This window comes from Streptomyces sp. NPDC003036, from assembly GCF_040611175.1.
GTDB lineage: Bacteria > Actinomycetota > Actinomycetes > Streptomycetales > Streptomycetaceae > Streptomyces.
Genome location: NZ_JBEXNO010000006.1, coordinates 144,857 through 169,411, shown reverse-complemented (window position 1 = coordinate 169,411; position 24,555 = coordinate 144,857). Strand labels below are relative to the sequence as shown.

The 24,555-nt window shown below is 71.9% G+C and carries 25 protein-coding genes and 1 riboswitch; of the genes, 14 read left to right on the top strand and 11 right to left on the bottom strand.

The window, feature by feature from the left end; translation table 11 throughout:
- Positions 1–50: 50 nt before the first annotated feature.
- Positions 51–611, top strand: coding sequence for a heme-binding protein (locus ABZX67_RS06885; RefSeq protein ID WP_355355613.1), 561 nt, complete (start codon positions 51–53; stop codon positions 609–611).
- Between the two features lie 137 nt (positions 612–748).
- On the top strand, positions 749–2,113 hold the full coding sequence (locus ABZX67_RS06880) for a M1 family metallopeptidase (RefSeq protein WP_355355685.1): 1,365 nt from the start codon (positions 749–751) through the stop codon (positions 2,111–2,113).
- Between the two features lie 30 nt (positions 2,114–2,143).
- Here the strand turns inward: ABZX67_RS06880 and ABZX67_RS06875 are convergent, their stop codons facing one another.
- Together ABZX67_RS06875 and ABZX67_RS06870 are read right to left on the bottom strand one after the other, a co-directional pair.
- Complete coding sequence (locus ABZX67_RS06875; RefSeq protein WP_355355611.1) at positions 2,144–2,659, bottom strand: GNAT family N-acetyltransferase; 516 nt, start codon at positions 2,657–2,659, stop codon at positions 2,144–2,146.
- 170 nt (positions 2,660–2,829) lie between these two features.
- Positions 2,830–3,405, bottom strand: a complete 576-nt coding sequence (locus tag ABZX67_RS06870; RefSeq protein WP_355355609.1) for a TerD family protein — start codon at positions 3,403–3,405, stop codon at positions 2,830–2,832.
- 118 nt (positions 3,406–3,523) lie between these two features.
- Here ABZX67_RS06870 and arfB point away from each other — a divergent pair, with 118 nt between their 5' ends.
- Complete coding sequence (gene arfB, locus ABZX67_RS06865) at positions 3,524–3,961, top strand: alternative ribosome rescue aminoacyl-tRNA hydrolase ArfB (protein ID WP_355355607.1); 438 nt, start codon at positions 3,524–3,526, stop codon at positions 3,959–3,961.
- A 25-nt stretch (positions 3,962–3,986) separates the two neighbouring features.
- Here the strand turns inward: arfB and ABZX67_RS06860 are convergent, their stop codons facing one another.
- Positions 3,987–4,529 carry a flavin reductase family protein gene (locus ABZX67_RS06860; protein ID WP_355355605.1) on the bottom strand — a complete coding sequence of 181 codons (543 nt, stop codon included), beginning with the start codon at positions 4,527–4,529 and terminating at the stop codon, positions 3,987–3,989.
- Positions 4,530–4,823: 294 nt separating this feature from the next.
- On the opposite strand from ABZX67_RS06860, the gene cdgB reads away from it, so the two are divergent.
- Both cdgB and ABZX67_RS06850 read left to right on the top strand, forming a co-directional pair.
- Positions 4,824–6,542: a diguanylate cyclase CdgB gene (cdgB, locus tag ABZX67_RS06855; RefSeq protein ID WP_355355603.1), complete on the top strand. Its 1,719-nt coding sequence runs from the start codon at positions 4,824–4,826 to the stop codon at positions 6,540–6,542.
- A 185-nt stretch (positions 6,543–6,727) separates the two neighbouring features.
- Positions 6,728–7,681 carry a carbohydrate-binding protein gene (locus ABZX67_RS06850; RefSeq protein ID WP_355355601.1) on the top strand — a complete coding sequence of 318 codons (954 nt, stop codon included), beginning with the start codon at positions 6,728–6,730 and terminating at the stop codon, positions 7,679–7,681.
- On the opposite strand, the gene ABZX67_RS06845 is transcribed toward ABZX67_RS06850, so the two are convergent.
- From ABZX67_RS06845 to ABZX67_RS06825, 5 genes are all read right to left on the bottom strand, one after another.
- Positions 7,671–8,522 carry a class II fructose-bisphosphate aldolase gene (locus tag ABZX67_RS06845; protein WP_355355599.1) on the bottom strand — a complete coding sequence of 284 codons (852 nt, stop codon included), beginning with the start codon at positions 8,520–8,522 and terminating at the stop codon, positions 7,671–7,673. The two genes, ABZX67_RS06850 and ABZX67_RS06845, sit on opposite strands and share 11 nt — an antisense overlap.
- Positions 8,523–8,538: 16 nt before the next feature.
- Complete coding sequence (locus tag ABZX67_RS06840; RefSeq protein WP_355355683.1) at positions 8,539–9,468, bottom strand: 1-phosphofructokinase family hexose kinase; 930 nt, start codon at positions 9,466–9,468, stop codon at positions 8,539–8,541.
- A 113-nt stretch (positions 9,469–9,581) separates the two neighbouring features.
- Positions 9,582–10,733, bottom strand: coding sequence for an N-acetylglucosamine-6-phosphate deacetylase (nagA, locus tag ABZX67_RS06835; protein WP_355355597.1), 1,152 nt, complete (start codon positions 10,731–10,733; stop codon positions 9,582–9,584).
- A complete protein-coding gene (locus ABZX67_RS06830; RefSeq protein ID WP_355355681.1) occupies positions 10,733–11,695 on the bottom strand; it encodes an ROK family protein in 963 nt (320 codons plus the stop codon). Before ABZX67_RS06830 ends, nagA begins: the two co-directional genes overlap by 1 nt.
- A gap of 75 nt (positions 11,696–11,770) precedes the next feature.
- Positions 11,771–12,685 (bottom strand): SIS domain-containing protein, encoded by a 915-nt coding sequence (locus ABZX67_RS06825; protein ID WP_355355595.1) that lies wholly within the window; start codon positions 12,683–12,685, stop codon positions 11,771–11,773.
- A 178-nt stretch (positions 12,686–12,863) separates the two neighbouring features.
- Between ABZX67_RS06825 and ABZX67_RS06820 the strand changes: the two genes are divergently transcribed.
- Genes ABZX67_RS06820 through otsB form a run of 3 tightly spaced genes read left to right on the top strand, consistent with a single transcriptional unit; the run spans position 12,864 to position 15,225 of the window.
- Positions 12,864–14,081, top strand: coding sequence for an extracellular solute-binding protein (locus ABZX67_RS06820; protein WP_355355679.1), 1,218 nt, complete (start codon positions 12,864–12,866; stop codon positions 14,079–14,081).
- A 22-nt stretch (positions 14,082–14,103) separates the two neighbouring features.
- Positions 14,104–14,334: a DUF3263 domain-containing protein gene (locus ABZX67_RS06815; RefSeq protein WP_355355592.1), complete on the top strand. Its 231-nt coding sequence runs from the start codon at positions 14,104–14,106 to the stop codon at positions 14,332–14,334.
- 36 nt (positions 14,335–14,370) lie between these two features.
- Complete coding sequence (otsB, locus tag ABZX67_RS06810; protein ID WP_355355590.1) at positions 14,371–15,225, top strand: trehalose-phosphatase; 855 nt, start codon at positions 14,371–14,373, stop codon at positions 15,223–15,225.
- Between the two features lie 32 nt (positions 15,226–15,257).
- Here otsB and ABZX67_RS06805 read toward each other — a convergent pair whose 3' ends face one another.
- The gene (locus tag ABZX67_RS06805; RefSeq protein WP_355355588.1) at positions 15,258–16,706 is read right to left on the bottom strand and encodes a trehalose-6-phosphate synthase; all 1,449 of its coding nucleotides are present in this window, start codon (positions 16,704–16,706) and stop codon (positions 15,258–15,260) included.
- 45 nt (positions 16,707–16,751) lie between these two features.
- On the bottom strand, positions 16,752–17,711 hold the full coding sequence (locus tag ABZX67_RS06800; protein ID WP_355355586.1) for a glucosyl-3-phosphoglycerate synthase: 960 nt from the start codon (positions 17,709–17,711) through the stop codon (positions 16,752–16,754).
- A gap of 116 nt (positions 17,712–17,827) precedes the next feature.
- Positions 17,828–17,975: riboswitch (SAM riboswitch) on the top strand.
- Here ABZX67_RS06800 and thrC point away from each other — a divergent pair.
- From thrC to ABZX67_RS06770, 6 genes are all read left to right on the top strand, one after another.
- Complete coding sequence (thrC, locus tag ABZX67_RS06795; RefSeq protein ID WP_355355677.1) at positions 17,969–19,309, top strand: threonine synthase; 1,341 nt, start codon at positions 17,969–17,971, stop codon at positions 19,307–19,309. It overlaps the preceding riboswitch by 7 nt.
- A 34-nt stretch (positions 19,310–19,343) precedes the next feature.
- Positions 19,344–19,622, top strand: a complete 279-nt coding sequence (locus ABZX67_RS06790) for a ubiquitin-like small modifier protein 1 (RefSeq protein WP_355355584.1) — start codon at positions 19,344–19,346, stop codon at positions 19,620–19,622.
- A 412-nt stretch (positions 19,623–20,034) separates the two neighbouring features.
- The gene (locus ABZX67_RS06785) at positions 20,035–20,238 is read left to right on the top strand and encodes a cold-shock protein (protein WP_031073244.1); all 204 of its coding nucleotides are present in this window, start codon (positions 20,035–20,037) and stop codon (positions 20,236–20,238) included.
- A gap of 382 nt (positions 20,239–20,620) precedes the next feature.
- Complete coding sequence (groL, locus tag ABZX67_RS06780; protein WP_355355581.1) at positions 20,621–22,243, top strand: chaperonin GroEL; 1,623 nt, start codon at positions 20,621–20,623, stop codon at positions 22,241–22,243.
- Between the two features lie 132 nt (positions 22,244–22,375).
- Entirely contained in the window at positions 22,376–22,582 is a 207-nt protein-coding gene (locus tag ABZX67_RS06775; RefSeq protein WP_355355579.1) for a type II toxin-antitoxin system VapB family antitoxin, read from the top strand.
- Complete coding sequence (locus ABZX67_RS06770; protein WP_355355577.1) at positions 22,573–22,992, top strand: PIN domain nuclease; 420 nt, start codon at positions 22,573–22,575, stop codon at positions 22,990–22,992. Before ABZX67_RS06775 ends, ABZX67_RS06770 begins: the two co-directional genes overlap by 10 nt.
- A gap of 188 nt (positions 22,993–23,180) precedes the next feature.
- Here the strand turns inward: ABZX67_RS06770 and ABZX67_RS06765 are convergent, their stop codons facing one another.
- Entirely contained in the window at positions 23,181–24,440 is a 1,260-nt protein-coding gene (locus ABZX67_RS06765; protein WP_355355575.1) for a PQQ-binding-like beta-propeller repeat protein, read from the bottom strand.
- Between the last annotated feature and the right edge of the window lie 115 nt (positions 24,441–24,555).

Here is a 24,555-nt window from a genome sequence, read left to right as displayed (position 1 = left end):
CGGCGGCCCCAGGATCGAAAGCACAAGCCCTCGGTACGAAGGAGTCCCCCGTGAAGAAGATGTCGCTGCGCGCCCGAGTCCTGACCGGCGCCGTCGCCGCCGCCGCGCTGTCCGCCGGTACCTTCGGCGCGATATCGGCGAACGCCGCCGCCCCGGCCGCCCCGGCCGCCGCGCCCGCTCAGACGGTCGACGCCTCCGACCACAACCTCCGCACCACCCGGCACCTCACCATCGACGCCGCCACCAAGGCCGCGCAGGCCGCCCTCAAGGCCGCCGAGAAGGACAACCAGCGCGTCACGGTCGCCGTCGTGGACCGCAACGGCACCACCCTCGTCACCCTGCGCGGCGACGGCGCGGGCCCGCAGTCGTACGACTCCGCCGTCCGCAAGGCGTTCACCGCCGTCTCCTGGAACGCGCCGACCTCCGAGCTCGTCAAGCGCCTCCAGACCGCGCCGAACCTCAAGGACATCCCCGGCACCCTCTTCCTCGGCGGCGGCGCCCCGGTCGCGGCCGACGGCGCGCCGATCGCGGGCATCGGTGTGGCGGGCGCGCCCAGCGGCGACCTCGACGAGAAGTACGCCCAGGCGGGCGTCGCCTCGCTGGGCAAGTAGCCCCGGTGCGTCCGTAGGATCGGTGCGTGGATCACCGATCTTCACGGACGCGGAGCAGGACGCGGACGCGGGCCCGGACGCGGACGAGGACGCCGTCCCGGACCCGGACCCGGACGCGTGTACGTGCCGCCGCCGCTCTGCTGCTGGCAGGCAGCCTCGCCACGGGCTGCACCGGCAGCGGCGGCGGCTCCGCCGTGTCCGGCAAGCCCGGCGCCGCCGGTCTGCGCGATCCCTACTTCCCCCGGCTCGGCAACGGCGGCTACGACGTCCGCCACTACGCCCTCACCCTCGACTACGACCCCGCCACCGGCCGCCTCACCGGCACCGCCGACATCACCGCCCGCGCCACCCAGGCCCTCAGCGCCTTCAACCTCGACCTGGCCGGGCTGACGGTGCGGTCCGCCACCGTCGACGGCGAGCGCGCCACCGTGCGCCGCTCCGGCGAGGAGCTGACCGTGCGGCCCGCGAGCGCCGTCGGTGACGACGCCACCTTCCGTACCGTGATCCGCTACTCCGGCGTCCCGCGCACCTTCACCGACGAGGACGCCGAGGAGGGCTGGCTGAAGTCCTCCGACGGGGCGCTGGCGCTGGGCCAGCCGACCGGCTCCATGACGTGGTTCCCGGGCAACCACCATCCCAGCGACAAGGCCACGTACGCGGTCACCGTCACCGTCCCCCAGGGGTACGAGGCCCTGTCGAACGGCGAGTTGAAGGAGCGGCGCACGCGCGGCGGGCGGGCGACGTACGCGTGGCGTTCGGGCGAGCCGATGGCGAGTTACCTCGCGACGGTCGCCGTCGGCCGGTACGAGACCCGGGTCACGCGCACGCCGTCCGGGCTGCCCGTCCACACCGCCACGAAGGGCTCCGAGGCGGACCCGGCGCTGCTCGCCCGCATCCCCGAGCTGCTGGCGTGGGAGGCGGAGAACTTCGGCCCGTACCCCTTCTCCTCCGTCGGCGCGATCGTCGACCCGACCGTCGACGTGGGGTACGCGCTGGAGACGCAGACCCGGCCGTTCTTCGCGGCGGGCACCTTCACGGTGGGGTTCCTCGTCCACGAGCTGGCCCACCAGTGGTACGGGAACTCCGTCTCGCCGGAGTCGTGGCGTGACATGTGGCTCAACGAGAGCTTCGCGACGTACGCCGAATGGCTGTACGCGGAGGACTTCGAGGACACGCCCGCGCAGAGGAGCTTCGAGGAGGCCTTCGCCGACTCGGCGAACTGGGCCTTCCCGCCCGCCGAGCCGCCGTCGGCGGAGCGGATCTCCGATCCGCCCGTCTACGGCCGGGGCGCGATGGTCCTGCACAAGATCCGCCAGGCCGTCGGCGACGACACCTTCTTCGGGATCCTGCGCGGCTGGCCGGCGAAGTACCGGCACGGCAACGCGTCGACGGAGGACTTCACGCGGTACGTGGAGGAGGCGGCCGGCGAGGAGCTGAGCGGGAAGCTCAGCGGGGTGTGGGACACCTGGCTGTACGGCGACGAACGCCCGGCCCGGCCGTGAAGGCCCGGCCGTGACCGAGGGCCCCGGCCCCTACAGCGCCTTCCGCATGACGATGGAGTCGCGGCCGAGCCGCAGGTCCTTGCGGCGGTCGGTCTCCTCGTACCCGAGTGCCGTCCAGAACGCGACCGCGTTGGGGTTGTTCTCCAGGACCGCCAGTTTGACGCCCTGGCGGCCCGCCTCCCGGAACCGCTTCTCGACGATCTCGGCGAGCTCGCGGCCGAAGCCGACGCGGTGGTCGCGGGCGTGCACCATGAGCAGCCCGATCCAGGGGTCCGGGTCGTCGGGGTCGGTGGGGTGGTGCGACCGCGTCACCGAGACGCCGATGACGTGCCCTGCCGAACGGGCGATCAGCACCTCGGCGTCCGGGTGCGCGAGCTCCTCGGCGAGCGAGGCGGCGACCTGCTCGGGCCGGATGTCGTCGGGGTCCGGGAAGTCCCCGCTGAGCTGCTGGAACTCGCGGTTCGACGCGTACAGCTCGGTCAGCTCGGTGAGGAGCGGGCCGGGCAGGGAGCCGCCCTCGCGGACGTCCAGGGGTTCGACGATCATGCGGCCACAGTAGGGGTCCGTCACCTCAATTCGCCGTTGCCCCACCACCTTTCTCGGCCTGGCTTGCCACCCGCTCCGACCCCCGGGGTCGGCCGGACACGCCACAGGGCCCCGGCGCGGCTTCGCCGCCGGGGCCCTGTGGTCTGTGGTGTGTGGGCGTGTCGGACGGGTCAGATGTTGACGCCGAAGTCGCGGGCGATGCCCTCCAGGCCCGAGGCGTACCCCTGGCCGACCGCGCGGAACTTCCACTCGGTGCCGTTGCGGTACAGCTCGCCGAAGACCATGGCGGTCTCGGTGGCGGCGTCCTCGCTCAGGTCGTAGCGGGCGATCTCGGCGCCGCCGGCCTGGTTGACGATGCGGATGTAGGCGTTGCGCACCTGGCCGAAGTTCTGCGAGCGGTTGACCGCGTCGTAGATGGAGACCGGGAAGACGATCTTGTCGACGGTGGCGGGCAGGCCCGCGAGGTTGACGTTGATCTGCTCGTCGTCGCCGCCGCCCTCGCCGGTGCGGTTGTCACCGGTGTGGACGATGGTCTGGTCCGGCGTCGACTTGTTGTTGAAGAAGACGAAGTGGCCGTCGGAGACGACCTTGCCGGAGGCGTCGACGCCGATGGCGGAGGCGTCGAGGTCGAAGTCGGTGCCGGTGGTCGTGCGGACGTCCCAGCCGAGGCCCACAGTGACGGCGGTCAGGCCCGGCGCCTCCTTGGTCAGCGAGACATTGCCGCCCTTGGACAGGCTTACAGCCATGGAGTCCCCTTCGTAGTTCATTGACTGGCGTCACTGCACATAACGCGGTGCGCAGCCCCAGGGTTCCATGACCCACGGTCGGAAAACGGGGTGACGTGACCGCGTCGGGACCGGGAACATGGAGGGCATGTCCGGTCCCTATGTCATCCGCGGCTCGGTCTCCCTGCCGGAGTCCGAGCTCATGTGGCGTTTCTCCAGATCCTCCGGGCCGGGCGGACAGCATGTGAACACCAGCGACTCGCAGGTGGAGCTGCGCTTCGACCTCGCGCGTACGGAGGCGCTGCCGCCGGTCTGGAAGGAGCGGGCGCTCCAGCGGCTCGGCGGGCGCCTGGTGGACGGCGTGATCAGCGTCCGCGCGTCGGAGCACCGCTCGCAGTGGCGCAACCGCGAGACGGCGGCGGTGCGGCTGGCGTCCCTGCTGGCGGAGGCGACGGCTCCGCCGCCGAAGCCGCGCCGCGCGACGAAGATTCCCCGCGGGATCAACGAGCGCCGCCTGCGGGAGAAGAAGCACCGCGCCGAGACGAAGCGCGGCCGCTCGCCCCGCGACTGGTCGTAGGTCTTTACGGCCCCGACCCGGCGCCTCAGCTCAGGTGGCGGTACTTGCCGCGGAAGTACAGCAGGGGCTCGCCCTGCGGGCTCGGGAAGTCGGCGCCGAGGACGCGGCCGATCACCAGGGTGTGGTCGCCGGCCACCACGCGCTGTTCCGTGCGGCACTCCAGGGTGGCCAGGGCTCCGCCCACCAGGGGCGCGCCGCTCGTCTCGCCGCGCGTGTACGGGATGTCCGCGAACAGCAGCCGGTCGCTGATGCGGCCCTTCATCGCGAAGCGCCCCGCGATGTGCCGCTGGCTCTCGGCGAGCACCGAGACGCCCCACAGCGGCTGCTCGTCCAGCAGGTCGTCCATGCGGGAGCCGTTGCGCAGGCTGACCATCACCAGCGGGGGGTCCAGCGACACCGACATGAAGGCCGTCGCCGTCATGCCGACGTCCTCGCCCAGCGGCGGCTCGACGGCCGTCACCAGCACCACACCCGCGGCCAGCCGCGACATGGCGGCACGGAACTCGTCGTTGCTCACCCCCTCAGGATGAGGGACGGCAGGGGCTGAGGGCTGGGTCGTCGGGAACACACCCGGAACGCTAACCTTGCCCGCCAACCGGCCGCATCGGCCCAAGGGACCAGGTAGGTCCTAGGACCCTTGACCGGAAGGTGCCGGGAGTTACCGGAAGCAAAGGAACGCCGCGCCGCAGTGCCTCCCACGCGCCCCGACCCCACCCCTTGTGACTTGAGTCACAGAGCCGGGGAATTGTTGACCCTGTGTACCGGGTGCGCAGCTCGCTGTGATTCAGTGGCCGATGACAGTGCAACACGAGCGCCGATGAGAACCCTGGAGTTGCTGTCGAGGTCTCGGGGAGAGCGAGCAATGGAGACCGAGTCGGAGCCGTACGTCCGTCTTGCGACCCTGCGGCAGCTGCATCAGGTCGTCGCCAACCTCAACACGGCCCGCAGCCTGGCCGACACGCTGCAAACCGTCGCCGACGGCGTCATCCAAGGCCTCGGCTACGAACTGGCCTGCGTCAATCTCGTGCGCCCCGACGGTGACCTGGTCGTCGCCGCCTTCGCCGGCAGTGCCGCCGCCGAAGCCCTGATCACCGGCCGGGTCGGCTCGCGCGCGTCCTGGGAGCGCCGCCTGTCCATGGGCGAGGCCTGGGGGGACCTGCGTTTCATCCCGCACACCGAGGGCTGGGTCCTGATAGAGGACGACGTCCCCCAGTGGCACACCGAGGGCCCCGAGCCCCGCTTCGAGGACGAGTGGCACCCCCGCGACCGGTTGTACGCCCCGATGTACGCCTCGGGCAGCGGCCGTGAGCTCCTCGGCGTCATCTCCGTCGACCGGCCCCGCAACGGCCGCCGCCCCGGCCCCTGGGGGCAGGAGGCGCTCCAGATGTACGCCTCGCAGGCCGCGATTGCGATCAGCAACGCCCGGCTGAGAGCAAACATGCAGCGGGCGCTGGTCCGCCTGGAGCGCGAGCAGCAGGCCCTGCGGGCCAGTGAAGAGTCGTTCCGCCAGGCCTTCGAGTACGCGCCCTCCGGCATGGCCATCGCCGAGATGGGCGGCGACCAGCACGGCCGGCTGCTGCGCGCCAACGACGCGCTGTGCCGGCTGCTGAACCGCCCCGCCTCCGTCATGCGGCGCTACTCCTTCGCCGACCTCGTCCACCCCGAGGACATCGGCACCCTGCTGCGCACCTCCGCCGAGGGCGGCCGCGCCGAGCTGCGCCTCGGCCGCCGCGACGGCACGTACGTGTGGGTGTCCCTGCGCAACTCGGTGGTCGCCGACACCGCCGACGGGCCGCGCTTCCTGCTCACCCACGTCGAGGACATCGAGGAGCGCAAGCGCCACGAGCTCCAGCTCGCCCACCGCGCCTCGCACGACGCGCTGACCGGCCTGCCCAACAGCGCCGAGCTCCGCGCCCGCCTCAGCTCCCGGCTGTGCGCGCGCCCGCAGGCGGTCCGGTCGGCGGCGTCGACGCCGGACGCGTACGCCCCCGAGGGCGGCGCGTACGAATTCGACTACGAGTACGAGCACCAGCCCCAGCCGCAGCACCAGCCCCCCCAGCAGAACCACGGCCACGGTCATGGCCATGGCCACGGATTCGACTTCGGTCCCGACGCCGCCGGGGCGTACGACCACCACGTCCACACGGTCGCCCCGCCGGCCGACAACGAAGTCGACGACGGTACGAAGGGGCTCGCGGTCCTCTTCTGCGACCTCGACGGCTTCAAGTCGATCAACGACCGGTTCGGCCACCACACCGGTGACGCCGTCCTCGTCGAGGTGGCCCGCCGCCTCACCGCCGGCGTCCGCGACGGCGACACCGTCGCCCGGCTCGGCGGCGACGAGTTCGTCGTCCTCGCCGACGGCCTCGGCGCGGCCGACGCCGCCGACCTCGCCGTCCGGCTGCGGAACGCGATCATCCCGCCCATCCGGGTCGACGGTCGCGCGGTCCGGGTGGGGGCGAGTTTCGGCATCGGCTGGGCCGAGTGCGGAATGTCCGTCGAAGAGGTCCTGAACTCCGCTGACCAGCGCATGTACATAGAGAAGCGCTCCCGCTCCAAGGTTCACCGACGGGCGGGCTAGGGGGCCCCTCGTAGATCACGCCGGATCAGGAGCGGGGTCTGGGGGTGCCCCCAGGCGAAGCCGAGGGGGAGCGCGTGCCAGGGCCCGCGAGCCCGGCAAGATCCACGAGGGACCCCCTGCGCCATTCGGGGTAGGCTCGCCCGGGTCGGTGACCGCTGGCGAGCAGGGATGAGGAGTGACCAGGGATGGCTGCCGGTAACAACGGCAACGGCGCGGGCACGCCCGAGGACGACGATCCGTTCGGCTACCTGTACGCGGACGGGCAGGCAGCGGGCGCTCAGGCCCCGCGCCAGGGCGGCTACGGCTATCCCGGTCCCGCGGCGGCTGCGCAGCCCGGCGTGCCGAGAACGTCGTACAACCAGGTCCGCGCGGTCGGCGAGCGCCAGTACGGCGGCGGCCATGGCCAAGGCCAGGTCCCGCCGCAGCGACCGACCCCGCAGTACGCCGCGCCCGAGACGTACTGCGCGCCGCCCCAGGCGATGCCCCCGCAGGCACCGCAGCGCGGCGGCCGCGGCGGCGGACCCAACACCAAGGGGCTGCTGATCGGCGCGATCGCGGTCGTGCTGGTCGTGGTGATCGGCATCACGGTCGCGGTCCTGAGCAACACCGGCGACAAGGACAAGGACGGCCAGGCCGGCCCCTCGGCCCCCGCCTCCCAGGTCCAGGAGTCCCCGAGCTCCCAGCCCTCCAAGGGCGGCGAGGGCGACAAGCCGAAGGAGCTGCCGAAGCAGGACGCGGCGACGCTCCAGCTGGGCGGCCCGGCCCGGCTGGGCACGGACGTCAAGGGTGCCAAGGGCATCAACGGCGCGTACGTGATGTTCAACGGCGTCGGCGGCTCCGCCAGCTGGACGGTGGACGTTCCGGAGGACGGCGAGTACACCCTGTTCCTGACGTACTCCGTGCCGGGCAAGGACGCGGACGCCTCACTCTCGGTCAACGGCGAGGCGCCCCGCGAGATCCGGATGAAGAACTTCGCCCACGCGCCGGAGGGCGACTGGGAGAAGGGCTGGACCTACACCTACTCCTACGCCACGCTCAAGAAGGGCGTGAACACCATGAAGATGTCCTGCGAGCCGGGCGACCAGTGCGAGGCGTACCTCGACCAGGTCTGGCTGAAGCAGGGCCAGGTCAAGGGCTGACCGCCGCCAGATACCGCACCACCGTCCCCGTCATCGCCTCGCGAGCGGGGACGAGGTATTTCCGGGGGTCGACGGCCCGGGCGTCGGCGTCGAGGAAGGCGCGCACCGCGCCGGTGAAGGCCGTGTTCAGGGCCGTACCGATGTTGATCTTCGTCATGCCGGCGGCGACCGCCCTGCGCAGCTCGGCGTCCGGGACGCCCGAGGAGCCGTGGAGCACCAGCGGGACCGGAACGCTGTCGCGCAGGGCGGCGATCAGGGCGTGGTCGAGGGTCGCCGTGCGCTCGGTCATGGCGTGGGTGGAGCCGACCGCGACGGCCAGGGCGTCGACGCCGGTGTCGGCGACGTAGGCGGCGGCCGCGGCCGGGTCCGTACGGACGCCCGGGGCGTGGGCGTCCAGCGGCGGTTCGCCGTCCTTGCCGCCCACGCGACCCAGCTCCGCCTCGACCCACATGCCGCGCTCGTGGCCCCAGCGCACCGCCTCCGCCGTGGCCTTGACGTTGTCGCCGTACGCCAGTTTCGACGCGTCGAACATCACCGAGCCGAAGCCCTCGGCGTACGCCGTGTGCAGCAGCTCGCGGGAGACCACGTGGTCGAGGTGGAGCCCGAGCGGGGCGGTGGAGGCGCGGGCGACGGCGGACGCGGCGGCGGCGATGGCGGAGAGGTCGCCGCCGTGGAACCGCACGGCGTTCTCGGAGATCTGGAGGACGGCGGGCACCCCCGCCCGCTCGGCCCCGGCCGCGATGGCCTCCGCGTGCTCCAGCGTGATCACGTTGAACGCGGCGACCGCGCGTCGCGCCGCCCTGGCCTGGGCGATCAGCTCGCCGGTGGGGACGAGGGGCATCTCGGGGACCTTTCGTCTATGCGGCTGCGACCAGCTCCGTCACCGTCACCCGGTCCAGGAGCTCCTGGTACGCGCGAGGGTCGTACTCGCCGGCCGCCGGGGCCCGCACGGTCGCCGTCGCCAGCGCCACCGCGCGGCGCAGGCGCTCCGGCCAGGACTCCCCTTCCACCAGCGCCGACAGCAGCCCGGCGACCGCCGAGTCGCCCGCGCCCGTCGGGTTGCCCTTCACCGGCGCGGGCGGCGCCGCCCGCCAGGTGCCGTCGGGGGTCACCGCGAGCAGCCCGTCCGGGCCGAGGGAGGCGGCCACGGCGTGGGCGCCCCGGCGGCGGGCGTCGCGGGTGGCGGGCAGCGGCTCGCGGGCGCCGGTGAGGTAGGCGAGCTCGTCGGCGTTGGGCTTGACGATGTCGGGGCGGGCGGCGATGCCCCGGCGCAGCGGCTCGCCGCTGGTGTCGAGCAGCACGGGCACGCCCGCCGCGCGGGCGCGGCGGATCAGCTCCGCGTACGCGCCGACGCGCACCCCGGGCGGCAGGCTGCCGCACAGCGCGACGGCGCGGGCCTCGCCGACGAGGGTGTCGTACGTGGAGAGGAACGCCGACCACTCGGCGGGGGCGACGACCGGGCCCGGTTCGTTGAGCTGCGTGGTGTCGCCGGTGGAGGCGTCGACGACGGCGACCGTGCGGCGCGTGGCGCCCGCGATCGGTACGAGCGCGTCGCGCACGCCGGGCAGCGGGGCGAGCAGGCCGCGGACGACCTCGCCGGTGGCGCCTCCGGCGAAGCCGGTGACCACCGTCTCGTGGCCGAGCGCGGCGAGCACGCGGGCGACGTTGAGGCCCTTGCCGCCGGGGCGTTCGGTGACGTCGGTGACGCGGTGGGACGACCTCGGCACCAGGGCGCCGACCGTGTAGGTGAGGTCGAGGGCGGTGTTGAGCGTGACCGTCAGGATCACGTGGCGCACACCCCCAGCCCAGTCGTTTCGGCGTCTTCCGGGCCTGATCATGCCAAACGCGGGGCGGTTGGCCCAGACCCCGGCCGGCCGCCCCGCGCCGACGCGGGCCGAATTCAGCCCAGCTGCGGCGCAATCACCCATGCGCCCTTGCGCATCACGCCCTTGAGCGTGAAGTCGGCGTCGAGGACGACCAGGTCCGCGTCCTTGCCCGGCTCCAGCGAGCCGACCTTGTCGTACACGCCGAGCAGCTTCGCCGGGTTGGCGGAGATGGCCTGAACGATCGCCTCGACGGGCAGCTTGTCGACCGTCGCGGCCCGCCTGAAGGCGGTGTCGAGCGTCAGCGTGGAGCCCGCGATCGAGCCGCCCTCCACCAGCCGGGCCACGCCCTCGCGCACCTCGACCTCCAGCGGCCCGAGGTGGTAGACGCCGTCGCCGAAGCCCGCCGCGTCCATCGCGTCGGTGATGAACGCGACCCGTCCGGCGCCCGCGTGACGGAACGCCAGCTCCAGCGCCGCCGGGTGCAGGTGCGTGCCGTCGTTGATGAGCTCGACGGTGACCCGCTCGTCCTCCAGGAGCGCCGCGATGGGACCGGGGGCGCGGTGGCCGAGCGGCGGCATGGCGTTGAAGAGGTGCGTGGCGACGGTGGCGCCCGCCTCGATGGCCTCGACGGTCTGCTCGTACGTGGCGTCCGTGTGGCCGATGGCGGCGATCACGCCGTGCTCGGCGAGCAGACGTACGGAGTCGATGCCGCCGGGCAGTTCGGTGGCGAGGGTGACCATCTTGGCGTGGCCGCGCCCCGCGTCGACGAGCTTGCGCACCTCCGCCGGGTCCGGGTCGCGCAGCAGGCCCTCGCTGTGGGCGCCCTTGCGGCAGGGGGAGATGAAGGGGCCCTCGAAGTGGATGCCGGCGATGTCGCCCTGCTCCGCCAGTTCGGACAGCTCGCCGGCGCGGTGCGCGAGGAAGTCCATGTCGCCGGTGACGGTGGAGGCGACGACGGTGGTGGTGCCGTGCAGCCGGTGCGTGTGGACACCCTTGAGGACCTCCTCGACGGTGCCGGAGGTGAAGGAGGCCCCGCCGCCGCCGTGGTTGTGCAGGTCGACGAAGCCGGGGACGACCCAGTGCCCGGCGAGGTCGGCCGACGGGACACCATCGGGGGCGGATGCCGGGTCGGCGATCCGGCCGTTCTCGACGATCACCCGCCCGCTGTCGACGATCCCGGTCGGCAGCACCACGCGGGCGCCGGCGAGAACAGTGCGATCGGCCATCAGGCGGATACCTCCGAGTCAGGGGCAGGGTCCTTGGAGAGCAGATCCCAGGCGAGGAGGCCCGCGCCCAGGCATCCGGCGGTGTCCCCGAGGGCCGCCGGCACGATGGCGGGCAGCTTCTGGAACGTGACCCGCTCCTCGACGGCCGCCCGAAGGGGTGTGAACAACGTTTCCCCGGCCTCGGCGAGACCGCCACCGATGATGAGCGTGCGGGGGTCCAGCAGGGTGAGCACCGTGACCAGCCCGTCGGCGAGCGCGTCGATCGCCTCGCGCCACACGCGTGCGGCCCGCTCGTCGCCTGAGGCGACGGCCTTGGCGCAGTCCGCCGCGTCGGCGGCCGGGTCGCCGCAGGCCGCCGCCCAGGCCCGGCTCACGGCGGCGGCCGAGGCGAGGGTCTCCAGGCAGCCGCGCTGGCCGCAGCCGCACGCGGGGCCGCCGGGGCGGACGACGATGTGGCCGAGCTCGCCGGCGTGCCCGTGGGCGCCGGCCTCGATGGTGCCGCCGATGCCGATGGCGCCCGCGATGCCGGTGCCGAGCGGTACGAAGAGGAACCGGTCGGTTCCGTGTCCCGCCCCGACGCGGCCCTCGGCGAGCCCGCCGGTGCGTACGTCGTGGTCGAGCGCGACCGGCAGGCCGCCGAGCCGCTCCGCCAGCAGGGCGCGGAGCGGGACGTCGCGCCAGCCCAGGTTGGCGGCGTAGACGGCGATGCCGCGGTCGCGGTCGACGATGCCGGGCACGGCGACACCGGCGGCGAGGGCGCCGGTGCCGTACCGCTCGCGGCCGTGGGCGTGGAGGTCGGCGGCGAAGCCGAGGATGGACTCCACGACGGCGTCGGGGCCGCGGTCCCGGCCGGTCGCGCGGCGCTCCTCGTACAGCAGCTCCCCGTCGGCTCCGACCAGGGCGGCCTTCATCCCGGTGCCGCCCACATCGAGGGCGATGACGTGTCGTCTCACGGAGAACAGTGTGGCTCGTGAACCCGTGAAAGGTCTAGTCCACTTCCGAGGATTGTTGTCAGCGCATACAAATGGGCTAAGGCCCTACTGGCTGAGGATCACGCTCCGCGTGAGGTTGCGCGGCCGGTCCGGGTCGTACCCCTTCGCCTCCGCCAGCGCCACCGCCAGCCGCTGCGCCCGGATCAGGTCCGCCATCGGGTCGGCCGTCGCGTGCGCGTGCAGCGTGCCGCCCACCCGCGCCACCTCGGCCGCCAAGCCCTCCGGCAGCGCGCCGAAGACCCACGCGACCCGCCCCGGCCCGGTGATCGCGATGGGCCCGTGGCGGTACTCCATCGCCGGGTACGCCTCCGTCCACGCGCCCGCCGCCTCGCGCATCTTCAGCCCCGCCTCCAGCGCCAGCCCGTACGCCCAGCCCCGCCCCAGGAACGTCCACTGCTCCGCCGCGAGCACCGCCTCCGGCAACGGCTCCGTCACCGCCAGCTCCGCGTCCACCGCCGCCTCGGCGACCGGCTTCACACCGGGCACGCCGCGTACGGCATCGCCGAGGCCCGCCCGCAGGAACGCCAGCGCCGTCGTCGCGAACCGCGTCTGGACGACCGACTCCTCGTCCGCCCAGTCCAGCACCGCGACCGCGTCCGCCGCCTCCATGACCGGTGTCTTCGGGTCGGCGGTCAGTGCCAGCGTCGGCACCCCGCGCCCGCGCACCTCGCCCAGCAGCCGGAGCACCTCGGTCGTCGTCCCGGAGCGGGTGATCGCCACGACCCGGTCGTACGCGCGCGAGGACGGGAACTCCGAGGCCGCGAAGGCGTCCGTCTCGCCCTGCCCCGCCGCCTCCCGCAGCGCCGCGTACGCGATCGCCATGAACCACGACGTGCCGCACCCCGTCACGGCGACCCGCTCGCCGGGGCGCGGCAGCCCCTCCCCGAAGGACACGGCGGCCTCGGCGGCGCGGCGCCAGCAGGCCGGCTGGGTGGCAATCTCTGCTGCGGTACGGGACATGCGAGGGACTCCTACGGCGTCGTACGCGTACAGGTCCCTGCCGGTCTAGCAGACCGGAGTTGTGGAAGCGATACCCAGTGGTGTAGACCTCATCCCCTCGGTAGGTGAATGAAGGTGGGACAAGGCTGTGCAGCGACGCCGCTCTCTGGGACTGACCGCGGCGGTGGCCGCACTCGGCATGGCGGCGAGCCTGTCGGCCTGTGGGGCGGGTGACTCCGAGGACGTCACCCTGAAGCTGGTCGCCGCCGACTACGGAAGCAACGCCTCCAACAGCTCGAAGGCGTACTGGGACAACGTTGCCAGGGAGTTCGAGAAGACCCACCCGCACATCAAGATCGATGTGAAGGTGCTCTCCTGGAAGGACGTCGACCGCGAGGTCGCCGAGATGGTGAACCGCGGCGAGGCCCCCGACCTCGCGCAGATCGGCGCGTACGCCGACTACGCCAAGCAAGGCAAGCTCTACAAGGCCGAGGAGCTGCTCTCCGTCCCCACCCAGGCCGACTTCCTGCCGCTGCTCGCCCGGGCCGGCGAGGTCGACCGGGTGCAGTACGGCATGCCGTTCGCCGCCAGCACGCGGCTGCTCTTCTTCAACGAGGACCTCTTCGCCAAGGCGGGCGTCGAGCCGCCGAAGAACCGGGCCGACATCGCGGCGGCCGCGCGCAAGCTGAAGGACGAGGGCGTGAAGTACCCCTTCGCGCTGCCGCTGGGCTCCGAGGAGGCCCAGGCCGAGACCATGCAGTGGATGCTCAGCGGGGGCGGCGGCTACCGCGACGACAGCGGCGGTTCGTACGAGATCGACTCCGTCGACAACGTCAAGACCTTCACGTGGCTCAAGGAGGAGCTCGTCGGCCCCGGCCTGACCGGGCCCGTCGCGCCCGGCAAGCTGGACCGGCAGCAGGCGTTCGACGCCTTCACGCGCGGCGAGGTCGGCATGCTCAACGGCCACCCGACGCTGATGCAGACGGCCGAGAAGGCGGGCGTGAAGGTCGGCAAGGTGCCGCTGCCGGGCGTCGACGGCAAGGCCAAGGCGGCGATGGGCGTCGCCGACTGGATGATGGCGTTCAAGCAGAACGGCCACCGGCGGGAGGCCGGCGCGTTCCTGGACTTCGTCTACCAGGACAAGAACGTGCTGGAGTTCTCCGACCGGTACGACATCCTCCCGGTCACCGTCACCGCGAACAGCGCGATGTCCGCCGATCCGGAACACGCGGACCTGAAGGCGTTCCTGGACGCCCTGCCCACGTCGGAGCTGTACCCGGTGGGCGAGACGTCGTGGGCGAAGGTCAGCGAGAGCGTCAAGCGGAACATCGGCGGGGCGGTCGCGCCGGACGGGGACCCGGAGGCGGTGCTCCAGGGGATAGCGAAGACGGCGAAGGACGCGGAAGCGGCCGAGTAGCCGAAGTAGCTATGTTCTTCATATGACCGCCGACCTCAGTGCTCGCGACCGGGCCGTCCTCGCCATGGAGCGCCGCTCCTGGCCGGGCCCCGGCGCGAAGGAGCGGGCGATCCGGGAGCAGCTGGGCCTGTCGCCGACGCGCTACTACCAGCTGCTCAACGCCCTCCTCGACGACCCCCGCGCCCTGGAGCACGACCCGGTGACGGTCAACCGGCTGCGGCGGGTGCGGGCGGCGCGGGAGGCGCGCCGGTAGGTGTGTGCACCGGCGGAGCTGGATAGGTTTCCGCCCATGGGTACCCCACAGGACTCACAGGACTTCCTCCCCAGCCCCACCACCGCCGCCGGCCGTGAGGGCCTCGACTCCTTCCTGGCCCATCCCGAGCGGGCGGTCGTCGGCCTCGACTTCGACGGCACCCTCGCCGAGATCGTCGACGACCCCGAGCAGGCGCGCGCCCACCCCGGCGCGGTCGCCGCCCTCGCGGCGCTGGCGCCGCACGTCGCGTCCATCGCGGTGATCACCGGCCGCCCGGCCGGTGTGGCGGTGCGGTACGGCGGCTTCGCCGGCGTACCGGGCCTGGAACACCTCGTGGTCCTCGGCCACTACGGCGCCGAACGCTGGGACGCCGTGACCGGCACGGTCCGCGCGGCCCCGGAGCACCCCGGCGTCGCGGCCGTCCGCGCGGAACTGCCCGGCGTCCTGGACCGGGCGGGCGCGTGGCGCGGCACCTGGACGGAGGAGAAGGGCCGCGCGGTCGCGGTCCACACCCGCCGCGCGGAGGACCCGCAGGCCGCGTTCGACGCCCTGCGCGAGCCCCTCGCCGAGCTCGCCACCCGCCACGGCCTCGTGCTGGAGCCCGGCCGCCTGGTCCTGGAGCTGCGGCCCCCGGGCATGGACAAGGGCGTCGCCCTCACCGACCACGTCCGCGCCACCGGCGCGGGCACGGTCGTGTACGCGGGCGACGACCTCGGCGACCTCCCCGCCTTCGCCGCCGTCGAGAAACTCCGCTCCGACGGCACCCCGGGCCTCCTGGTCTGCAGCGCCAGCGCCGAGGTCCCGGACCTCGCCACCCGCGCGGACCTGGCCGTCCCGGGCCCGTCGGCGGTGGTCGACTTCCTGGGGTCGCTGGCCCGGCGGGTGGGGTAGGCCCCCCAACCGGGGGCGTCAGCCCCCGGGAACTACCCCAGCTCCCGCAGCGCGTGCAGCTGGTCCAGGAACCACTGCTGCGGCGGGAGCGCCGTCGCCGCCGCGGCCAGGCGCTTGGTGCGTTCGTCGCGTTCCGCCGTCGGCATCGTCAGGGCCTCGTGGAGGGCCTCGGCGGTGCCGGTCACGTCGTAGGGGTTCACCGTGACCGCCTCGTCGCGCAGCTCCTCGTACGCGCCCGCCTCCCGCGACAGCACCAGCGCGCAGCCCCGGTCGGAGACGACGGGGACCTCCTTGGCGACGAGGTTCATGCCGTCGCGGATGGGGTTGACCAGGGCCACGTCCGCGAGGCGGTACGCGGCCAGCGAGCGGGCGAAGTCGTCCTCGACGTGGAGGATCACCGGGGTCCAGCCGTCGCGGCCGTACTCCGCGTTGATCTCGTCGGCGAGCTGCGACACCCGCGCCGTGTACTCGCGGTACACGGGCAGGTCCTGCCGCGAGGGGTAGGCGAAGGCGAGGTGGACCACCCGTTCGCGCCACTCGGGGTGCTGCTCCAGGAGCGTGCGGTACGCCAGCAGTCCGCGCACGATGTTCTTGGACAGCTCCGTGCGGTCCACGCGGACGATCGTCTTGCGGTCGGGACCGATCTGCTCCCGCAGCGCCGCCATCCGCTCGTCCACGTCCGCCCGCCGCGACCGCTCCCGCAGGAAGTCCGCGTCCGCGCCCAGCCCGTGCACCCCGAGGTACGTCCGCCGCCTCTGGTGGCCCGGGATGCGGTACTCGAAGCTCGGCTCCTGGTCCCGGGGCCAGTACGCCATCCCGTCGTAGTGGCCGAGCACCGCCTGGCAGCAGTCCTGGAAGGCGCGCCGCCACCGCGAGGTGAGGAAGCCGAGGCGGTCCGCGCCGAGCATGCCGAGCAGCAGCTCCTCGGCGATGTCGTCGGGCAGCATCCGGAAGTACTCCGGCGGCGCCCACGGCGTGTGCGAGAAGTGCCCGATCCGCAGGTCGGGACGGAGCTCGCGCAGCATGCCGGGGGCGAGCGCCAGGTGGTAGTCCTGGATGATCACCGTCGCGCCCCGGTCCGCCTCCGCCGCCAGCGCCGCCGCGAAGGCCCGGTTGTAGAGCCGGTACGCGTCCCACTGGCGCCGGAACTCCGCGTCGTACACGGGCTCCAGCGGCGTCTGGTACAGCATGTGGTGCACGAACCACAGCACCGCGTTCGCGATGCCGTTGTACGCCGCCGCGTGCGTCGCCGCGTCGATGTCGAGCATCCGCACGCCGGGCTCGGCGATCCCGCGCCGCACCGCCTCGCGGTCGCCGTCGCTCAGCGCTGCGCACACCCACAGCGCCCCCGCGTCCGGACCGATCGCGGACAGGCCCGACACGAGCCCGCCCCCGCCGCGCCGGGCGTCGAGCGTGCCGTCCGCACGCGGCACGTAGCTGACCGGACCTCTGTTCGAAGCAACGAGAATCTGGGGCGCCATGGAGACGAACCTAGCCCGTAGCCGAAACGCTCAAACGTACGCCCGTCACGCCACGCGCCGCCGCCGTGTGTACTCCGCCACACTCGCCATCGGAGGCCGCTCCTCCGTGTCCACCGCGTGCGTCCGCGGCACGAACCCCGCCTCGCCCCGGTCGAACTGCGTCAGCCGCGGCCGCACCAGGTGCCCCCGCGACAGCCGCAGCTGCGCCGTCCGGTAGATCGCCGCCGCCATCCGCCCCAGCGCCCGGTCGTCCTGGTGCCGGTGCTTGCGCACCCCCACGTCCACCTGGGCGAGGGCGTCGAGCCCCACCGTGTGCAGCGCGTCCACCAGCAGGCCCAGCTCCACCCCGTACCCCACCGGGAACGGCAGCCGCTCCAGCAGCGAGCGCCGCGCCGCGTACTCGCCGCCCAGCGGCTGGACGAACCCGGCCAGCTGCGGCCAGTGCAGGTTCAGCAGCGGCCGCGCCACCAGCTCCGTCACCCGCCCGCCCTGGCCCGGGGCGCCCTGGCCGGCGGTGTCGCCCAGCGGCCGGTCGTACATCGCCTTGACGAAGTGCACGGACGGGTCGGTCAGCAGCGGCCCGACGATCCCCGACACGAAGTCCGCCGAGAAGTCGATCAGGTCGGCGTCGACGAAGCACACGATGTCGCCGCTCGTCACGAACAGCGACCGCCACAGCACCTCGCCCTTGCCGGGCAGCGCCGGTATCCGGGGGAGTATCGCGTCCCGGTGCTCCACCCGCGCCCCGGCCGCGCGCGCCACCTCCGCCGTACGGTCGGTCGAGCCCGAGTCGATCACCACCAGCTCGTCCACCAGCGGCACGGCCCTCGACATCAGCTCGCGGCGGATCGCGGTGACGATCTCGCCGACCGTCGCCTCCTCGTTGAGCGCCGGCAGCACCACGCTCACGGTCGTCCCGCCTTTCGCCGCGAGCAGCTGGTCGAGCGGTCGCTCCGAAACGGACCAGGACCGCCGGTCCAGCCAGCGCTCCACCTCTTCCAGCACGTGATCTCCATCTCGCGTATCGGACGACCATCTCAAGCGTCCAGGGGTTCGGTTACAGTCTTGAACAACGCGGATGACCGTCACATGGCGGGTCCCCCGTGCACACAATCGAATACCGCTCATCCAGAGGGGCAGAGGGATACGGCCCGTTGAAGCCCCGGCAACCCTCCAGTCGGCACTCGCACATCTGCGCAACGCGAGGCCCCGGCTAGGGAAGGTGCCAAATCCGTCTCATGGCGAAGCGCGCCATGAGGAAGATGAGGAGAAAGGGCCTCGCCTCCATGGCTGTACAGACTGTCTCCACCTCGGACGCCGCTCCCGGCACTGCCGCCGACACCACCGGCAAGGTCGACCTCGGGCCCGCTTCCGCCCTCTCCTGTCGCGAATGCGGCGAGCGCTTCCCCCTCGGCCCCATCTTCGCCTGCGAGCACTGTTTCGGGCCGCTCGAGATCGCGTACGACCTGCCGAGCGGCGACCCCGAGGCCCTGCGCAAGCGCATCGAGGCCGGGCCCGCCAACATCTGGCGGTACGCACCGCTGCTGCCCGTCCCCGCCGACGTCGCGGACAAGCCGAACCTGAACCCGGGCTGGACCAAGCTCGTCCAGGCCGACAACCTCGCCCGCGAGCTGGGTGTCGAGCCGGGCAAGCTCTTCGTCAAGGACGACTCCGGCAACCCGACGCACTCCTTCAAGGACCGCGTCGTCGCCCAGGCCCTGGAGGCCGCCCGCGCCTTCGGCTTCACCACCCTGTCCTGCTCCTCCACGGGCAACCTGGCGGGCGCGGTCGGCGCCGCCGCCGCCCGGGCCGGCTTCCGCTCCTGCGTGTTCATCCCGCACGACCTGGAGCAGGGCAAGGTCGTCATGGCCGCCGTGTACGGCGGCGAGCTCGTCGGCATCGAGGGCAACTACGACGACGTCAACCGCTTCTGCTCCGAGCTCATCGGCGACCCGCTCGGCGAGGGCTGGGGCTTCGTGAACGTCAACCTCCGCCCGTACTACGCGGAGGGCTCGAAGACGCTCGCGTACGAGATCTGCGAGCAGCTGGGCTGGAAGCTGCCGGACCAGATTGTCATCCCCATCGCGTCCGGCTCGCAGCTGACGAAGATCGACAAGGGTCTGCAGGAGCTCATCAAGCTGGGCCTGGTCGAGGACAAGCCGTACAAGATCTTCGGCGCCCAGGCGGAGGGCTGCTCCCCGGTGTCGGCGGCGTTCAAGGCCGGTCACGACGTCGTACGGCCCCAGAAGCCGAACACCATCGCCAAGTCGCTCGCCATCGGCAACCCCGCCGACGGCCCGTACGTCCTGGACATCGCCCGCCGCACGGGCGGCGCGGTCGAGGACGTCAACGACGAGCAGGTGGTCGACGCGATCAAGCTGCTGGCCCGTACGGAGGGCATCTTCGCCGAGACGGCGGGTGGTGTGACCGTGGGCGTGACTCAGAAGCTGATCGAGGCGGGCCTGCTCGACCCGTCCCTGACCACGGTCGTGCTCAACACGGGCGACGGCCTGAAGACCCTCGACGCCGTGGCCGACACCTCGCAGGCGACCGCCGTCATCCGCCCGAGCCTGGACGCGTTCCGCGACGCGGGCCTGGCCTGACCCGTACCAAGCTCGTACCGAAAGGCATCACGACATGAGCGTCAACGTGCGCATCCCCACCATCCTCCGCACGTACACGGGCGGCCAGGCCGAGGTCCCGGCGGAGGGCGCGACCCTCGCCGAGGTCATCGAGTCGCTGGAGAAGAACCACCCGGGCATCGCCGCCCGCGTCCTGGACGACCAGGGCAAGCTGCGCCGCTTCGTCAACGTGTACGTCAACGACGACGACGTCCGCTTCGAGCAGGGCCTGGAGACCGCCACGCCGGACGGCGCGGGCGTGTCGATCATTCCCGCCGTGGCCGGCGGCTGCTAGTCCGCTGATAGCGCTTTCCGGAATTGCCCCCTCCGCACGCTGTGCGCAGGGGGCATTTCCGCATGGTTGAGCGCGGTAGAGTTGGGGAAGCCCCCGCCGCCGGTCATGTCACGTGCATATGAATTCACGCCCCGGCGCGACAAGATGCAGTCAAAGTACCCGTGCCTGATGCGCCGAATGTGCGCTTTGCCGGGCCCGACTTGCCCGGGGTTCTGGTGAATTCCGCCTAATTTTCCGTTCACGCGTGCTCGGAATTCTCGTCCGATTGACCTGTTGCAGACGGCAGTTGGACAGATACATTCAGCGGCGGTCGACGCGTTCCGGCGCACGCCCGTTCCTGTCAGCGGGTGAGGTCTGACCCGGGTCCGCGAAGTGCGGTCCTGTGCAAGGGCCAGTAATAGGGGAGTTAGGCATGGCTCAGGGCACCGTCAAGTGGTTCAACGCGGAGAAGGGGTACGGCTTCATCGCGGTCGACGGTGGTGCGGATGTATTCGTCCACTACAGCGCGATCCAGATGGACGGCTACCGCACCCTGGAAGAAGGTCAGCGAGTCGAGTTCGAGATCTCGCAGGGCCAGAAGGGTCCGCAGGCGGACATGGTCAAGCTCGCCGGCTAGTACGAGCAGGCGCGATTCGGCCAGCGACTTTCACAGTGGTGCCGAGGGGCCCGCATCCGCACAGGATGCGGGCCCCTCGCGCGTGCGCGCCCGCGTGCACGCGTAGTGGATCGAAGGCCCCCGATCCACGGGAGGAGCTTGCCCCCGCCCGTCGCCCGACCGCCACCCCTCATCGACGCCCCTCCGGGGCGGCCCTTGCACTCGACGGGGTCGAGTGCTAATCATTGGCGTTAGCACTCTGAAGGTGAGAGTGACAACGAAGGACCGAGTCGGTGAGGTCCGCAGGCCGGTGGGGCAAGGAACCACAGGGGCATGCAGGCCGTCCGTCGCGGGCGCCAGCGCGGTCCGGAGCATCCACCCCAGTCCGGGAGGACCACTTCACATGGCCAAGATCATCGCGTTCGACGAGGAGGCACGGCGCGGCCTCGAGCGCGGCATGAACCAGCTCGCCGACGCCGTCAAGGTGACCCTGGGCCCCAAGGGTCGCAACGTCGTCCTCGAGAAGAAGTGGGGCGCCCCCACGATCACCAACGATGGTGTCTCCATCGCCAAGGAGATCGAGCTCGAGGACCCGTACGAGAAGATCGGCGCCGAGCTGGTCAAGGAAGTCGCCAAGAAGACGGACGACGTCGCCGGTGACGGTACGACCACCGCGACCGTCCTCGCTCAGGCGCTCGTCCGCGAGGGTCTGCGCAACGTCGCCGCCGGCGCCAACCCGATGGCGCTGAAGCGCGGCATCGAGAAGGCCGTCGAGGCCGTCTCCGGTGCGCTGCTCGACCAGGCGAAGGAGGTCGAGACGAAGGAGCAGATCGCCTCCACCGCCTCCATCTCCGCCGCCGACACCCAGATCGGCGAGCTCATCGCCGAGGCCATGGACAAGGTCGGCAAGGAAGGCGTCATCACCGTCGAGGAGTCCCAGACCTTCGGTCTGGAGCTGGAGCTCACCGAGGGTATGCGCTTCGACAAGGGCTACATCTCGGCGTACTTCGCCACCGACATGGAGCGTATGGAGGCCTCTCTGGAGGACCCGTACATCCTGATCGTCAACTCCAAGATCTCCTCCGTGAAGGACCTCCTCCCGCTGCTGGAGAAGGTCATGCAGTCGGGCAAGCCGCTGCTGATCATCGCCGAGGACGTCGAGGGCGAGGCCCTGTCGACGCTGGTCGTCAACAAGATCCGCGGCACCTTCAAGTCCGTCGCCGTCAAGGCCCCGGGCTTCGGCGACCGCCGCAAGGCCATGCTGAACGACATCGCCATCCTCACCGGCGGCACGGTCATCTCCGAGGAGGTCGGCCTCAAGCTGGAGAACGCCGGTCTCGACCTGCTGGGCCGCGCCCGCAAGGTGGTCATCACCAAGGACGAGACCACGATCGTCGACGGTGCCGGTGACAGCGAGCAGGTCCAGGGCCGCGTCAACCAGATCCGCGCCGAGATCGAGAACTCCGACTCGGACTACGACCGCGAGAAGCTCCAGGAGCGCCTGGCGAAGCTGGCCGGCGGCGTGGCCGTCATCAAGGCCGGTGCCGCGACCGAGGTCGAGCTCAAGGAGCGCAAGCACCGCATCGAGGACGCCGTTCGCAACGCGAAGGCGGCCGTCGAGGAGGGCATCGTCGCCGGCGGTGGCGTGGCCCTGATCCAGGCCTCCTCCGTCTTCGAGAAGCTGGAGCTCGAGGGCGACGAGGCCACCGGTGCCAACATCGTGCGCCTGGCCCTGGAGGCCCCGCTGAAGCAGATCGCCGTCAACGGTGGTCTCGAGGGTGGCGTCATCGTCGAGAAGGTGCGCAACCTGCCCGTCGGCCACGGCCTGAACGCCGCGACCGGTGAGTACGTCGACATGATCGCCGAGGGCATCATCGACCCCGCCAAGGTGACCCGCTCTGCCCTGCAGAACGCGGCCTCCATCGCGGCGCTGTTCCTCACCACCGAGGCCGTCGTCGCCGACAAGCCGGAGAAGGCGTCCGCCCCGGCCGGTGGCGGCATGCCGGGCGGTGACATGGACTTCTGATCCCTTCGCGGATCGGTAAGCCCGGTTACGGAACCGAGGGCGGCACTCCCAGCAGTGGGGGTGCCGCCCTCGGGCGTTCGCGCTTACCCTTATGCATAAGGATCCGCCTGAACCATATGCCTGGAGGCGCCGATGTCCCGCACCATGATCGAGCTGGATGATGCACTGGTGGCGGAGGCTGCCGAGATACTGGGCACCACGACCAAGCGCGCCACCGTGAACGGAGCCTTGGCGGAGTTCGTGGCGGCGGCCAAGCGGCAGCGTTTCATGGACATGCTGGAGGACGGTGCCTTCGCCGACCTCGGGGACCCGGAAGTGATGGCTAAGGCGTGGCAGTAGCGCGGTACCTGGTCGACAAGAGCGCCTGGGCGCGCGCGAGGCACCCTTCGGTCAAGTCCGTGCTTCAGCCGCTGGTCCAGCGGGGCTTGGTCGCCACCTGTTGTGTGATCGACCTGGAGATCCTTTTCAGCGCCCGCAACGCCATGGAGCACGCGGCTGGACGGTCGGTCCGGAAGGGGTTCGAGTGGCTCCCGATCACGGACGAGATCGGTGCGCGGGCCATCGAGGTACAGGGTCTCCTCGCGGAGAAGGGAATGCACCGGGAGGCGTCCATCCCGGATCTGCTCATCGCTGCCACGGCCGAGCGCCACGGGGTCACGGTGCTGCACTACGACGGGGACTTCGACCACATCGCTGCCATCACCGGGCAGCCGGTGGAGTGGGTGGCCGAGCGCGGTTCCGTGCCGTAGGCATGCCCGGACGCGTACACCTGGCACAGCACCGGACTGTCACCCTCTGTTCGGGGCCCCACTGCTGTTCGACCGGGGCCGGCAAGTATGGGCCCGCGCTTCCGTGACGGCCTGCGCCATCAGCAGACGCCGGCGCCAGCCATGCTCCAGGAGATGCGCCAAGGCGCGTGACCAGCGACTTCCGCACGTCACCAGCGTTCGTACGCCATGACGGGCGGCTCGCCCGCGCCCCAGCGGACGGCGATGAACCGGTCCTTGTAGGCGTACAGGGTCGCGCTGCCCCAGCCGCCGCGGATGCCGCGGTCCTCCTCTTCGTCGCCCGTGGCGGCGTCGAAGACGAAGAAGCGGTCGTCGGACTTCCGGGAGGTGGCCACGACCATCACGCGGTCGCCCTTCACCTCCAGGTCGTCGACCTCGAGGCCGCCGCCCAGGTCCTCCCGCCACAGCTCCCGGCCGGTCGCCAGGTCGAAGGCGACGAGCCGCTCCAGCGTGGACTGCTTGCCCCGGTACAAGGCGAGCGTGATGAGCCGTCCGTCGGAGACGATCGCCCGCGCGATGTTGCCGTGGTCGCCGACGTCGTCGATCCGCGACTGAAGGCGCCCGTCCGGTCCGAAGGCGAGCATGGCCCGTACCCCGCTGTCGTCCTCGTCCTGAACCGACACCACCAGCGGGTCGGCGGACATGAAGCCCACGGCCGCCGCCTCCACGCCCCGCCGGGCGTCGAGGGGCACCGTCCACCGCGCCGTGCCGTCGGCGGGGTCGAACGCGGCGAGTTTCACCTCGCCGTCACAGTGGACGGCGGCGAGGACCTGCTTCGGCGCGACGGTCACCTGGCCCGGGACACACCCCTTGGGCATCGCGGCCTGCCAGCGCGCGGTGCCGGTGCGCAGGTCGTACGCGCGCAGGGCGTGCGAGCCGGGAACGGCGATGCCCATGAGCGGGCGGTCGTCGCCGTCGAGGACCACGCCGAGTCCGCCGCCGACGGCGGTGAGGCCGTAGGCGTCGTCCAGGCCGTTGGACGCCGGAACGCGGGTGGTGCGCCACAGTTCACGGCCGTTGGTGAGATCGAGCGCGATGACACCGGTGCAGCCCTTGCCCGGCTCCAGGTCGCCGTACTCCGTGCTGCCCTCCACGCCGAAGGAGACCAGGGCGACGGAGCCGTCGGGCTCGGTGACATCGCAGACGTCGGAGCGGCGCGGCACCAGGTACTCCCAGCGCTTCGCGCCCGTCCCGAGATCGAAGGCGGCGACGCCGTCGACGCGGCTGCGGATCAGGGTCTCGCCCATCGGGAAAGAGCCGTTGCCGCGGCCGGAGTCCTCGCGCTCGGGCGGGGCCTCCCAGACCGGCTTCAAGGAGAACCACGGCATGTAGCCGCTGTTCCCCATGAACATGAAGGCGAGACCGATCACGATGCCGAGCAGGACACCCCCCACGATCAGTACGCCCAACAGCGCCCGCCACAAGTTCGGGGTAGCTCTGTCGCCAGTCCGGTCCTCGTCGTTCCCCTGCCTCGACACGCGAACTCCCCCACCCCATGCGTCTGTCGGAGACCGGCAGTCTAGG

Excerpts from the sequence above, each read along its gene's own strand:
- nagA (WP_355355597.1), bottom strand. The coding sequence starts at position 10,733 with ATGGCCGATCGCACTGTTCTCGCCGGCGCCCGCGTGGTGCTGCCGACC.
- ABZX67_RS06825 (WP_355355595.1), bottom strand. The coding sequence starts at position 12,685 with ATGTCCCGTACCGCAGCAGAGATTGCCACCCAGCCGGCCTGCTGGCGC.
- arfB (WP_355355607.1), top strand. The coding sequence starts at position 3,524 with ATGGAGGGCATGTCCGGTCCCTATGTCATCCGCGGCTCGGTCTCCCTG.
- otsB (WP_355355590.1), top strand. The coding sequence starts at position 14,371 with ATGGGTACCCCACAGGACTCACAGGACTTCCTCCCCAGCCCCACCACC.
- ABZX67_RS06850 (WP_355355601.1), top strand. The coding sequence starts at position 6,728 with ATGGCTGCCGGTAACAACGGCAACGGCGCGGGCACGCCCGAGGACGAC.
- cdgB (WP_355355603.1), top strand. The coding sequence starts at position 4,824 with ATGGAGACCGAGTCGGAGCCGTACGTCCGTCTTGCGACCCTGCGGCAG.
- ABZX67_RS06775 (WP_355355579.1), top strand. The coding sequence starts at position 22,376 with ATGTCCCGCACCATGATCGAGCTGGATGATGCACTGGTGGCGGAGGCT.
- ABZX67_RS06875 (WP_355355611.1), bottom strand. The coding sequence starts at position 2,659 with ATGATCGTCGAACCCCTGGACGTCCGCGAGGGCGGCTCCCTGCCCGGC.
- groL (WP_355355581.1), top strand. The coding sequence starts at position 20,621 with ATGGCCAAGATCATCGCGTTCGACGAGGAGGCACGGCGCGGCCTCGAG.
- thrC (WP_355355677.1), top strand. The coding sequence starts at position 17,969 with ATGAGGAGAAAGGGCCTCGCCTCCATGGCTGTACAGACTGTCTCCACC.
- ABZX67_RS06785 (WP_031073244.1), top strand. The coding sequence starts at position 20,035 with ATGGCTCAGGGCACCGTCAAGTGGTTCAACGCGGAGAAGGGGTACGGC.
- ABZX67_RS06815 (WP_355355592.1), top strand. The coding sequence starts at position 14,104 with ATGACCGCCGACCTCAGTGCTCGCGACCGGGCCGTCCTCGCCATGGAG.
- ABZX67_RS06820 (WP_355355679.1), top strand. The coding sequence starts at position 12,864 with ATGGCGGCGAGCCTGTCGGCCTGTGGGGCGGGTGACTCCGAGGACGTC.
- ABZX67_RS06845 (WP_355355599.1), bottom strand. The coding sequence starts at position 8,522 with ATGCCCCTCGTCCCCACCGGCGAGCTGATCGCCCAGGCCAGGGCGGCG.
- ABZX67_RS06870 (WP_355355609.1), bottom strand. The coding sequence starts at position 3,405 with ATGGCTGTAAGCCTGTCCAAGGGCGGCAATGTCTCGCTGACCAAGGAG.
- ABZX67_RS06790 (WP_355355584.1), top strand. The coding sequence starts at position 19,344 with ATGAGCGTCAACGTGCGCATCCCCACCATCCTCCGCACGTACACGGGC.
- ABZX67_RS06805 (WP_355355588.1), bottom strand. The coding sequence starts at position 16,706 with ATGGCGCCCCAGATTCTCGTTGCTTCGAACAGAGGTCCGGTCAGCTAC.